Genomic DNA, 11,234 nt, shown 5'->3' on the forward strand with positions numbered 1-11,234 from the left:
CCGCCTGGACCGAGGAGCGCAGGAAGCGCAGCGACCGGAGCGACGAGGGAAGGCGGCACCGAAAGCGCCGCCCCGATATTGGGCGGGAAACAATGAGCATCTTCTCGGTATGGGCCCCGGAGCAGCCGCGCGTCCGGGTACGTGTGGGTGCCGTCGATCATGAGATGACGCGGGCCGAGGACGGCTGGTGGTCGGCCGACGTGCCGGACGCCGGCCCCGGTACCGACTATGCCTTTCTGCTGGCGGATGATGACAGAGCGCTACCTGATCCGCGGTCGCTCTGGCAACCTGAAGGGGTGCATCGGGCGAGTCGCCTGTACGACCACGCCTCGTTCGAATGGTCGGACGAAGGCTTCTCCGGCCGGCAACTTCCCGGGAGCGTGCTGTACGAGCTGCACGTCGGCTCGTTCACGCCGGAGGGCACCTTCGACGCCGCCGCCCAGCGCCTCGACCACCTCGTCGACCTCGGCGTCGACATGGTCGAACTGCTGCCCGTGGCGTCGTTCAACGGCGAGTACAACTGGGGCTACGACGGCGTCGCCTGGTACGCCCCGCACGAGGCGTACGGCGGGCCGGACGGGCTGAAGCGGTTCGTCAACGAGTGCCACCGGCGCGGCCTCGGCGTGGTGCTCGACGTGGTGTACAACCACTTCGGCCCCTCGGGTGCGTACGCGCCGCAGTTCGCCCCGTACATCTCCGAGGGCAGCAACAGCTGGGGCCGTTCGATGAACCTCGACGGGCCGTGGTCCGAGGGTGTGCGGCAGTACATCATCGACAACGCCCGCATGTGGCTGCGCGACTACCACATCGACGGGCTGCGCCTGGACGCCGTGCACGCGCTGGTCGACCATCGCGCCGTTCACCTGCTGGAAGAACTGGCCACCGAGATCGAGAGCCTGTCGACGCACCTCAACCGCCCGCTGACCCTGATCGCCGAGTCGGACCTCAACGACCCGCGCCTGATCACGGCGCGCGAGGGCGGCGGCATGGGCCTGCACGCCCAGTGGGACGACGACGTGCACCACGCCCTGCACGCCCTGCTCACCGGCGAACGCCAGGGCTACTACGGCGACTTCGGCTCGCTGGAGTGCCTCAGCGACGTGCTCACCGGCGCGTTCTTCCACGCCGGCACGTGGTCGAGCTTCCGCAACCGGATCCACGGCCGGGCGGTCGACCGCAGCCGCGTGCCCGGCCACCGCTTCGTGGCCTACCTGCAGAACCACGACCAGATCGGCAACCGCGCCACCGGCGACCGGCTGGCCGAGACGCTCTCGCCGCGGCTGCTGCGCGTCGGGGCGACCCTGCTGCTGACGTCGCCGTTCACGCCGATGCTGTACATGGGCGAGGAGTGGGCCGCGAGCACACCGTGGCAGTTCTTCACCAGCCACCCCGAGCCCGAACTGGCAACCGCCGTCGCGACCGGCCGGCGGCGCGAGTTCGCCGCGCACGGCTGGCCCGAGGGCGACGTGCCCGACCCGCAGGACCGGGCGACGTTCGACCGTTCGAAGCTGGACTGGTCGGAGTGCGACAAGGCCGCGCACCGGGAGATCCTGGAGACCTACCGGACCCTGATCCGGCTCCGCAAGGCCCACGCCGACCTGTCGGACCCCCGGCTGGACCGGGTCGAGGTGTGGCACGGCGACCAGCACCTGGCGATGCGCCGGGGCCGCTTCGTGGTCGTGGCCAACCTGGCGTCCCACGAGCAGCGCCTCAACCTCCACGACGTCGTGAAGGGTGTGCTCTTCACGACCGAGCAGGGGCTGATCCTGGACCGCGACGCCGTCCAACTCCCCCCGGAGTCCGCCGCGATCCTGGAGTACGCCCGCCCGTAGCGAATCACGGCAGGGCGGCGAGCCCTGCCGTGACGTCCTCCTCGAACCTCTGCCAGGAGGAGAGCCGGCAGACCGGCCCCTGCGGATCCAGCCGTTCGAGGAGGAGTGCCCGCAGCCGCGGGAACCGGTTGGCAAGATCTTTGCGGCGCCTTCCGGTCAGGCCTGAGGCGGTCACGAGTAGATCCCGGAGAAGCGTCTTCGGATCGGCGATCCGCTCCGCTTCCTTCCAGGTCGGGATGTCCAGCGGCATCTTGCCTCCGGGGTTACTGGCCATTGACCTGATCTGGGCCTCGTCGAGCACGAGCCAGGCCTCGGTCATCCGCACCGGAATGGCGGGGGCACACGCCGAACCGGGCATGACCGCCTCCATGGCGGACCGGATCTCGTGCAGCCGCGCGTCCCTGCCCGCGTTGTCCGCGTCCCGGTGCACGACGACCAGGTCGTAGTCGGCGCCCAGGTGTCGTACCGAGGCGAGCTTCCCGGCGACGGAGCGGTCGGGCGACGGCAGCATCTCTACGTCCGGCGCGGTGATCCGGATCGTCCGCTCGCATTGCTCCGCGAGTCGCTGGATGTGGGTGACAATGCCAAGATCACTCGTCCCTTCACCGAGGAAGGGCACCCGGTGCGTCATGCCGCATCGGGCCCGAGCGAGAGCCGCGCACCCGGCTGCTTGGCCAGGTAGGGCAGGATGTCGGCCTTGGTCATCCCATCGACCTGGGCCGGAGTCGCTTCGCGCCACGTCCCGGTCAACGGTCGCAACGCCAGGGAGCGAGAGATGGCGCCGTCCGGCGAAACGGCCCGTCCCGGCGTCGCGAACAGGAGGTCGGCAGGGTCGACCAGTTGGACCACTCCGGGCGAGTGGGTGTTGATGATGACCTGGCGGAAGGGGTTGTCGTCGCCCGGCGCCTCCGTCGGATCAACAGCAAGACTCCGGACGAGATCGACCATGGCGGGAAGGTTCGACGGGTGAATCCCGTTTTCCGGCTCCTCCATACAGAAGAGGCCGCCGGTCGACGGGTCCTCCAACAGCACGCACAACGCCAGGAACCGCAGGCTGCCTTCGGACAGGCTCCGCGCGGGCAGGCGCATCCCCGAGGTCTCCGTCAGCTCCACGCTCAGCAGTTCGCGCACGTCGTCGGCGATCACCTCGATCGTGCGCACGGGAACACCGGTCAACTCGGCCAGTCGATTGGCGACCCTGGCGTAGACGGCGGTGGGGTCCTCGGCGCCGGACATAGCCGCCACCCGGTAGAGGGTCGCGGCGAGATGCCTACCGTCCGGTCCCATTGTGGTGGGATCGGTGTACCGATCGGCGGTGCGCAGTGCCGTCGGCTCCAATGCGAGTCGCCGCCAGGATTGCAACTCGCGGCGGGCCGCGAGCAGCGTCGGATTCTCGATGCTGTTGGCGATACGCACGACAGCCGACGGCGGTGCGCCCGCGACGACGGTCGGCGCCATTCCGGGGGGTCCGTGCAGTTGAATGCGCGGGCCGGAGTCGGTGTCGGCGGACGAGATGAACACGTCATCGTCGCGGCCCCACAGCAGACGCGCAAGAAGGCGCTCGGTATGGCGCGGGAACCGGATGCGTCCACGGTCGGCGGCGACCAGAGACTCGCGGGCCAGCCACAGCCGGCCGAGCCGTTCGGCGCCCTCCGGCGGCAGGTATCCGATCTCCACCTCATAGCGCAGGAACGTCGCCCGAGGTGTCGCCTGCCGGCCGAGGTCGTCGGTGACGATCGGCGGCACGATCATCTCGGCAGCGAAGGACATCCGGCGCTCGGCGGCCGCGTAGCCGTTCCAGAACAGGTCTCGGGGATCGCCGGTGCGCTCGTCATGCACGCCGCGCATTCGCTGAGCGGCCTCCAGCATCGGCAGGTCGGCCAGGAGGCTCAGGAACTGGATCGCGTCGAACACGTTGGACTTGCCGGTGCCGTTCTCCCCGGCGATGCAGGTGAAGGGACCGAACTCGACCGTGAGGTCCAGCAGGTTCTTGAAGCCGTTGACCTCCAGACGGGTGAGCATCGTCCCTCCAGCACCAGTTGTCCGACGTGACGACCCTAACGGAAGCACCTTGCGAATCCCGGAACGCCGGGCAGGTGTTCGAGCCGATCCACCTGCCCGGTGCCACGGGATCCGCTACTCGGGCGCTATCAAGGCTGTCGGCGGCGGAACCGGCTCGCCGCGCGTTCGCGGAGCAGCGCTGTGCGCGAACCGATCGCCAGCCGCATCGGCGTGACCGCCTCCGCGGTGTCGCCGAGCTCACGCATCCGAGTCAAGCGGAGCGGTTACTCCGGGTTTCGCATTACGGCGATGATGTTGTCGACGAGCGTGCCCGTCATTCCCCCGGGGCCGGTCGTCTCGCGTTCGAGCGCCTCGACGCGCTCGACCGACCAGGCCGCGGGATCCAGCGCCAGGGCGGCCAGCGTCTCGGCCGGGGTCGGGAAGTAGGTGCCGTCGTGGGCGTACGGCGACCAGGGCGGCGCGGCACCGTGGTCGACGATGAGCAGCAATCCCCCGGGCACGACCGCCGACGCCGCCCGGCGCAGCGCGGCCTCCCGGGGAAACTCCACCGGCGAGTGGAAGTACTGCGCCGACACCAGTTCGAACTCCCCCGCCGGGAACGACGAACTCAGGTCGTGCCGCGACGTGCGCACGAGCACTCCGGCGGACGAGGCGAGCGCGCGGGTGCGCTCCAGGGCGTTGGCGGAGACGTCCACGGCCGTCACGTCCCAGCCCTGCCGCGCCAGCCACACGGCGTCGCCGCCCTCGCCGCAGCCCAGGTCGAGCGCCCGGCCGGGCGGGAGGTCCGAGACCGTCGAGACGAGGAGCGGGTTCGGCCGGCCGGTCCAGTGGCGTCCGGTGCCGCTGTAGTGACCTTCCCAGTGTTCCGAGAGTGCGCTCATGCGGTAAGCGTGCGGAAACCGCCGCCGGCTTGACAAAGAAGTTGCCGGGACGGCAAATGAGGCGTGGAGACCCGGGACGTTCTCGGCGGGGTCGGTACCCGCCTGCGGGCCCTGCGCCGGCGGCGCGGGGTGACGCTCGCGCAGCTCTCGACGGAGACCGGCATCAGCATCAGCACGCTGTCCCGACTGGAGTCCGGTGGCCGCAAGCCGACGCTGGAACTGCTGCTGCCGCTGGCGCGGGTGCACCAGGTGCCGCTGGACGAACTGGTCGGCGCCCCGAACTGCGACGATCCGCGCGTGCACACCAGGCCCATGGTGCGGGCGGGCGTCACCTACCTGCCGCTGACGAAGCGGCCGGGTGGGATGCGCGCCTACAAACTGCTCTACCCGCCGGGCACGCCGGACACGGAGGAACAGCAGAGCCACGAGGGATACGAGTGGCTGTACGTCCTGGCGGGACGGCTGCGCATGCGGTTGGGCCCGCACGACCTGATCCTGGGCGAGGGCGAGGCGGCGGAGTTCGACACCCGCACGCCGCACTGGTTCGGCAATCCGGGGCCGGGGCCGCTGGAGCTGCTCAGCATCTTCGGGCCGCAGGGCGAACGCATCCACGTCCGCGCCCGCCCGGCCGGGTCAGCGCGACTCGCGCAGGACTGACACCACCCTGCGCACCCGCGGATCGTCGAAGAGCGCGTCCAGCGACACCGGCAGCGGGATGCGCCAGTTCGGGTACTCGTCCACGGTGCCGGGGAGGTTCGGCTGGCGCACCTCGCCGATGACGTCGTACGGCGCGATCGCCACCAGCCGGCTCGGCGTCGCCGCGAGGAAGCCGTGCATCGCCACCACGATCTCCTCGTCGGGTGCGTCGGCGTCGACCAGGAACCCTTCCGTCACAAGAAGTTCGACCAGCGCGTCGCGGTCCTTGCGGGCCTCGGCCGCCTCCTCGGCCGCCGGCCGGGCCAGCACACCGAGCTCGTCCCGGACCCGCACGTGCTCACCGGTCAGGAAGCCGGGCGCCGTGGGCAGGTCGTGGGTGGAGACCGTGGCGAGGGAGTTCACCGGCCACTTGGCCGACGGCAGGAACGTGTCCCAGTCCGCCGCCTCCCGGGTGAACCACAGGACGGAGCAGCCGAGCATGTTCCGTTCCCCCAGACCCTCGGTGACGTAGGGCGGCACGGTGCCGAGGTCCTCGCCGACCACGACGGCGCCGGCTCGCCGCGCCTCCAGGGCGAGGATCCCCACCATGGCGGCCGGGTCGTAGCGCACGTACGTCCCGTCCAGGGCGGAGCCGCCCGGCGGCACCCACCACAGCCGCCACAGCCCGGCGACGTGGTCGACGCGCAGCCCCTTGGCGTGCGCGAAGAGCGAACGCAGCAGGTCCCGGTACGGCGCGTAGCCGGCGGCGTCGAGCCGGTCCGGGCGCCACGCGGCGAGGCCCCAGTCCTGGCCGAGCTGGTTGAAGGCGTCCGGCGGCGCGCCGATCCGCACCCCCTGCGCGAGATGGTCCTGCAACAGCCAGCCGTCCGCGCCGCCCGGGTCGATCCCGACGGCGAGGTCGTGGACGATCCCGATCCCCATGTCCGCGGCCGCCCGGTCCGCGCGTTCCAGTTGCTCTTCCGCGCAGCTTTGCAACCAGCCGTGGAACGCCACCAGTTCCGTCAGCTCTTCGCGCGCCCGCGCGACGGCGGGACTGTCCGGCCGGCGCAGTTCCTCGGGCCAGCGGCGCCAGTCGGAGCCGTGCCGTTCGGCGAGTGCCGCGTAGGTGGCGTAGTCCCGCAGGGCCGGGTCGTCGAAAGCGAACTCCTTGGGCGCCAACCGTTCCAGGGCGGCGCGCTTGGCGGCCCACACGCCGTCGTAGTCGATCAGGTCGCCGGTGCGCGCCGGGCGCAGACCGTCCACAGTGGACTTCGCCGCGGCGTACCCCTCGATCTCCGCCACCCGCAGGTACAACGGATTCACGAAGCGGCGGCTCGACGGGGAGTACGGCGACGCCGGCACGTGCTCTCCCGGAACGGGCGCGTGCAACGGGTTCAGCAGCACGAAGCCGGCCCCGTCGTCAGCGGCCCGCCGCACCACCTCGGCCAGGTCGGCGAAGTCCCCCATCCCCCACGAACTGGCGGAGTGCAGCGCGTACAGCTGCACCATCCAGCCCCACGCGCGCGGCGGCGCCGGCAACGCGGCCGGCGTGACGATCAGCGCCCGGGCGACGTCGCCCTCGACCAGCGTGTGGTAACCCAGCGGCAAAGGCCCACCGGTGTGCGCCGAACCGTCCTCCAGCGTCACCGCACCGCCGGCCGGCGCGGGCTGCCCCTCCCGCAGGATCAGCGTCCCGGTCGCCGGCCGGCGCTTCTGCTCCGCCAGGGCCGCCGCGGCGGCGGAGGGCGTGGACGCGTCGACGTCGAGCAGGCCGAGCACCGACCGGACGACGTCCGGCGCGATCTCCTGACGCTCCCGCCGGGAGTTCTCGAACCAGGTGGCAACCCCGTGCGCGTCGGCCAATTCGGCCAGAACCGGATCCATTCCGGCGACGTTACGGCAAGTGCGGAGCCGGACAGGCCTCAGTCCTGCGTGGTCGGGCGGATGGTGATGTCGCCGATCTCGACGTCGTCGGGCTGCTCGATCGCGAAGGCGATGGCGCGGGCCACCGCTTCGGGCGCGATGGCGAACTCGTTCATGTTCCGCTGGATCTCCGCGCGCAGCACGGGATCGCCGATGCTGTCGGCGAGTTCGGTGCGCACGTAGCCGGGCGAGACGGAGGTGGTGCGCAGCCAGCCGGCGGTGGATTCCTGGCGCAGCCCTTCGAGGATGGTGCGCACCGCGTTCTTGGTGCCGCCGTAGACGGCCATCGTGGGCGTGATCTTGATGCCGGCCGTCGAGACGGTGGTGACGAAGTGGCCGCGCCGCTGTCGTTCGAAGACGGGCAGGGCCGCGGCGATGCCGTGCAGGACGCCGCGCACGTTCACGTCGATCATGGCCTGCCAGCCCTCGACGTCGAGCTGCGCGACGGGCCCGATGCGGCTGATGCCGGCATTGCCGACCAGCACGTCCAGCCGCCCGAACTCCTCGACCGCCGCGGCGACCAGCCCGTCCACGTCGGCCCGGGATGTGACGTCGACAGCGCGGACGCTCGCCCGCCCGCCCTTGGCGCGGATCTCCTCGGCGAGTTCGTCGAGCCGCTCGGTGCGCCGCGCACCGAGCACGACGTCGGCGCCGCGGGCGGCCAGTTCGCGGGCGGTGGCCGCGCCGATGCCGCTGCTGGCCCCGGTGATGGCGACGACTGTGGCCATGACATAACCTCCCCAGAGAGAACGGACACGTGTCCGCTTGTCCCCCGACACTACCGGACACGTGTCCGCTTACGCCAACCGGAAGGTGTGCCATGCCCGCACGCGCGGACGCCGCCGAGAACCGCGCCCGCATCCTGGCGGTGGCCCGGGAGGTCGCCGGCCGCGCCGCCGGCGTCGGCGAGATCCGGCTCAACGAGATCGCCAAGGCCGCCGGCGTCGGCCAGGGCACGCTCTACCGCCATTTCCCGACCCGCGAGGCGCTCCTGCTGGAGGTCTACCGCCGCGACGTCGACGAGATGTGCGACGCCGCCGCCGAACTCGTCCGCGACCTGCCGCCCGCCGAGGCGCTGGAGCGCTGGCTCGCCCGCGTCGAGGAGTACGCCTGGGTCAAGCAGGGCGTCTTCGCCGCCGTCGAGACGGCCATGCGCGCCGAGGTGAGCGCACACAGCCGGCACCGCATCGCCGAGGCGCTCGACCTCCTGCTGGACGCCGGCCGCGCCGCCGGGACGGTCCGCGACGACGTCGACGCGCGCGACGTCGTGCTGCTCATCGGATACCTCTCCGCGCTGGGGCCCGACGAGCGCGGCGAACGGGCGCGCCGCCTGCGCACCGTCGTCCTGAGCGGCCTGCGCCCGTAACTGAGACGTCGCTGAGCGGACGTATCCCGGAAAAAGAGACCGCGCTACGGTCGGGCGATGGAGAGCGTCGGGCTGCGCGCCCTGCTGCCGTACGTCCGACCGCACCGCGCCGCCCTCGTCACCGTCGGCACCCTCTCGCTCGTCTCCGCGGGAGGCACCCTCCTGCAGCCGCTGCTCACCCGCCGGGTCCTCGACACCATCGGCGCCGGCCAGCCGGTGGCCCGGCACGTGGCGGCGCTCGTCGCCCTGCTGGCGGCCGTGGCGGCGATCGGCGCGACCCGCGACTTCATCCTCCAGCGCGCCGGCGAGGGCCTGGTCCGCGACGCCCGCACCCGCCTCGCCGGGCACCTGCTACGGCTGCCGATCGCCGAGTACGACACCCGCCGCACCGGCGACCTGCTCTCCCGGGTCGGCGCCGACACCACCCTGCTCCGCGCCGTGATCACCTCCGGCATCCTGGACAGCGTCTCCGGCGTGGTCATGGTGACCGGCGCGGCCGTCGCGATGATCGTTCTCGACCCGCTGCTGTTCGGGGTCACGCTCATCGGGCTGGCCGTCGGGCTCGGCGTCGGGGTCACCTTCGCCCGGCGGGTGCGCCCGGCGGCCCGCGCCGCCCAGGAACGCCTCGGCGAGATGACCTCCACCGTCGAACGCGCCCTCACCGCCGCCCGCACCATCCGCGCCAGCCGCGCCGAGGAACGCGAGACGGCCGCCGTCGCCGCGGCGGCGTCGGCGGCGTACGACGCCGGCATCCGCACCGCGCGCCTCGAGGCCCTCGTCGGGCCGGCCGGAGTGGCGGCCGTGCAGGGGGCGTTCCTGCTGGTGCTGGGCGTGGGCGGGGCCCGGGTCGCGGACGGGACGCTGAGCGTGGGCGACCTGGTGGCGTTCGTGCTGTTCCTGTTCTTCCTGGTGATGCCGCTCGGCGGGGCGCTGCGGGCGTACACCCAGATCCAGACCGGCCTCGCCGCGCTCGGGCGGATGCAGGAGGTGCTGGATCTGCCGCTGGAGCCGGACGAGGGCACCGCGTCGTTCCCGGTCGCCGGTGCGCCGGCGGTGGAGTTCCGCGACGTGCGCTTCGCCTACGCGGCCGACCCCGGACGGGAGGTGCTGCGCGGCGTCAGCTTCGCCGTGCCCTACGGCACCCGCACCGCCCTCGTCGGCCCGTCCGGCTGCGGCAAGTCGACCACGCTCTCGCTGATCGAGCGCTTCTACGACGTCACCGGCGGCGCCGTCCTGGTCGGCGGCGTCGACGTGCGGGCCATCCCGCGCGAAGAGCTGCGCGGCACGCTCGGCTACGTCGAGCAGGAGGCGCCGGTGCTCGCCGGGACGTTGCGGGACAACCTGCTGCTGACCGTTCCGGCCGCCGCCGAGGCCGAGCTCCGCGCGGTCCTCGAGGCCGTCAATCTCTCCGATCTGGTCGAACGGACACCGCTCGGCCTCGACGCTCAGGTGGGCGAGGGCGGTGTGCTGCTGTCCGGCGGCGAACGCCAGCGCCTCGCGATCGCCCGCACCCTCCTGGCCGGGCCGCCGATCCTGCTGCTGGACGAGCCGACGTCCAACCTCGACGCGCGCAACGAGGCCGCCCTGCACGCGGCGATCGACGCCGTCGCGGCCGACCGGACGCTCCTGATCGTGGCGCACCGGCTCTCCACGGTCGTCAGCGCGGACCAGATCGTGGTCTTCGACGACGGCGGCGTGGTGGCGGTCGGCCGCCACGACGAACTTCTCTCGACGAGCCCGCTGTACCGGGAGTTCGCGGCGCACCAGCTGTTGGCGGCATGATCTGCTTGGCGGCATGATCTTTCTGTACGGCGGGGGCCGCGACGCGTCGGTCTACCGCGAGGTGTACGACCCGTTCCTGGCCGCGCTGCCGCCCTCGGCGACGGTGGCGTTCGTGGTCGTCGACTCCGTCGCCGACGGCCTCGAACGGTGGATCGCCGCGGTGGGCGCCGCCGGGTCGGTGCCGGTGCTCGTCCCGCCCGGCGGCACGCTGGACGTCGCGGCCCTGGGCGACGCGGACGCGCTCTTCATCGGCGGCGGCCTGACCCCGGCCTACGCGGACGCGATCGTGCCCGTGGCGGCGGAACTGCGGACCTGGCTCGACGGCCGCGTGTACGCCGGATTCTCGGCCGGTGCCGCGATCGCCGCCTCCGCGGCGCTGGTCGGCGGCTGGCGCTCGGGCGGGTTCGAGATCTGCCCCGAGGACTCCGCCGAGGACCTCGACGAACTGACCGTGCGCGACGGCCTGGGCCTGGTGCCGACCACGATCGACGTGCACGCCACCCAGTGGGGCAACCTGACCCGGCTGATGGCGGCGGTCCGGGAGGGCCGGGTGCCGCACGGGATCGCGCTCGACGAGCACACGGCCGTCTCCTGGTCCCCCGACGGCACGGCCACGGTGCTCGGGCGGGGCTACGCGCACCTCGTCACGCCGGGACTGAACGTGGTGTCCCACGCCGGCGGCAGTTCGTTCTCCGTTGCAACCTGACGGGTCCGCCTGCCCGTCTTAGTAGGTCGTGGAACGGCGTTACCATCAGTCGTTCTGAGCGGAATTCACGTTTGCGGCAAGTCCTT

The 11,234-nt window shown here is 72.1% G+C and carries 10 protein-coding genes; 5 read left to right on the top strand and 5 right to left on the bottom strand.

Annotation, left to right across the window (positions count from 1 at the left end):
* Positions 1-92: 92 nt before the first annotated feature.
* Positions 93-1,832 (top strand): malto-oligosyltrehalose trehalohydrolase, encoded by a 1,740-nt coding sequence (gene treZ / locus Val02_RS42185; protein ID WP_203904970.1) that lies wholly within the window; start codon positions 93-95, stop codon positions 1,830-1,832.
* A 4-nt stretch (positions 1,833-1,836) separates the two neighbouring features.
* Here treZ and Val02_RS42190 read toward each other — a convergent pair whose 3' ends face one another.
* From Val02_RS42190 to Val02_RS42200, 3 genes are all read right to left on the bottom strand, one after another.
* Positions 1,837-2,343 carry a hypothetical protein gene (locus Val02_RS42190; RefSeq protein WP_203904971.1) on the bottom strand — a complete coding sequence of 169 codons (507 nt, stop codon included), beginning with the start codon at positions 2,341-2,343 and terminating at the stop codon, positions 1,837-1,839.
* A gap of 116 nt (positions 2,344-2,459) precedes the next feature.
* Positions 2,460-3,854 carry an AAA family ATPase gene (locus Val02_RS42195; RefSeq protein WP_203904972.1) on the bottom strand — a complete coding sequence of 465 codons (1,395 nt, stop codon included), beginning with the start codon at positions 3,852-3,854 and terminating at the stop codon, positions 2,460-2,462.
* A gap of 263 nt (positions 3,855-4,117) precedes the next feature.
* The gene (locus Val02_RS42200) at positions 4,118-4,735 is read right to left on the bottom strand and encodes a class I SAM-dependent methyltransferase (protein WP_203904973.1); all 618 of its coding nucleotides are present in this window, start codon (positions 4,733-4,735) and stop codon (positions 4,118-4,120) included.
* A gap of 63 nt (positions 4,736-4,798) precedes the next feature.
* On the opposite strand from Val02_RS42200, the gene Val02_RS42205 reads away from it, so the two are divergent.
* On the top strand, positions 4,799-5,392 hold the full coding sequence (locus Val02_RS42205; RefSeq protein ID WP_203904974.1) for a helix-turn-helix domain-containing protein: 594 nt from the start codon (positions 4,799-4,801) through the stop codon (positions 5,390-5,392).
* Here Val02_RS42205 and Val02_RS42210 read toward each other — a convergent pair.
* On the bottom strand, positions 5,369-7,255 hold the full coding sequence (locus Val02_RS42210) for a 4-alpha-glucanotransferase (RefSeq protein WP_203904975.1): 1,887 nt from the start codon (positions 7,253-7,255) through the stop codon (positions 5,369-5,371). The genes Val02_RS42205 and Val02_RS42210 overlap by 24 nt on opposite strands.
* Positions 7,256-7,293: 38 nt before the next feature.
* Entirely contained in the window at positions 7,294-8,022 is a 729-nt protein-coding gene (locus Val02_RS42215) for an SDR family oxidoreductase (RefSeq protein WP_203904976.1), read from the bottom strand.
* A 92-nt stretch (positions 8,023-8,114) separates the two neighbouring features.
* Here Val02_RS42215 and Val02_RS42220 point away from each other — a divergent pair, with 92 nt between their 5' ends.
* The 3 genes from Val02_RS42220 to Val02_RS42230 are packed head-to-tail and all read left to right on the top strand — an operon-like array spanning position 8,115 to position 11,148.
* Positions 8,115-8,660: a TetR/AcrR family transcriptional regulator gene (locus Val02_RS42220; RefSeq protein ID WP_203904977.1), complete on the top strand. Its 546-nt coding sequence runs from the start codon at positions 8,115-8,117 to the stop codon at positions 8,658-8,660.
* A gap of 57 nt (positions 8,661-8,717) precedes the next feature.
* Positions 8,718-10,442, top strand: a complete 1,725-nt coding sequence (locus Val02_RS42225; RefSeq protein WP_203904978.1) for an ABC transporter ATP-binding protein — start codon at positions 8,718-8,720, stop codon at positions 10,440-10,442.
* Between the two features lie 13 nt (positions 10,443-10,455).
* A complete protein-coding gene (locus tag Val02_RS42230) occupies positions 10,456-11,148 on the top strand; it encodes a Type 1 glutamine amidotransferase-like domain-containing protein (RefSeq protein WP_203904979.1) in 693 nt (230 codons plus the stop codon).
* The last annotated feature ends 86 nt before the right edge of the window (positions 11,149-11,234 follow it).

Origin of the sequence: Virgisporangium aliadipatigenens (genome assembly GCF_016863615.1) — a bacterium.
Taxonomy (GTDB): Bacteria; Actinomycetota; Actinomycetes; order Mycobacteriales; family Micromonosporaceae; genus Virgisporangium; species Virgisporangium aliadipatigenens.

Excerpts from the sequence above, each read along its gene's own strand:
- treZ (WP_203904970.1), top strand. The coding sequence starts at position 93 with ATGAGCATCTTCTCGGTATGGGCCCCGGAGCAGCCGCGCGTCCGGGTA.
- Val02_RS42190 (WP_203904971.1), bottom strand. The coding sequence starts at position 2,343 with ATGCTGCCGTCGCCCGACCGCTCCGTCGCCGGGAAGCTCGCCTCGGTA.
- Val02_RS42195 (WP_203904972.1), bottom strand. The coding sequence starts at position 3,854 with ATGCTCACCCGTCTGGAGGTCAACGGCTTCAAGAACCTGCTGGACCTC.
- Val02_RS42200 (WP_203904973.1), bottom strand. The coding sequence starts at position 4,735 with ATGAGCGCACTCTCGGAACACTGGGAAGGTCACTACAGCGGCACCGGA.
- Val02_RS42210 (WP_203904975.1), bottom strand. The coding sequence starts at position 7,255 with ATGGATCCGGTTCTGGCCGAATTGGCCGACGCGCACGGGGTTGCCACC.
- Val02_RS42215 (WP_203904976.1), bottom strand. The coding sequence starts at position 8,022 with ATGGCCACAGTCGTCGCCATCACCGGGGCCAGCAGCGGCATCGGCGCG.
- Val02_RS42220 (WP_203904977.1), top strand. The coding sequence starts at position 8,115 with ATGCCCGCACGCGCGGACGCCGCCGAGAACCGCGCCCGCATCCTGGCG.
- Val02_RS42225 (WP_203904978.1), top strand. The coding sequence starts at position 8,718 with ATGGAGAGCGTCGGGCTGCGCGCCCTGCTGCCGTACGTCCGACCGCAC.
- Val02_RS42230 (WP_203904979.1), top strand. The coding sequence starts at position 10,456 with ATGATCTTTCTGTACGGCGGGGGCCGCGACGCGTCGGTCTACCGCGAG.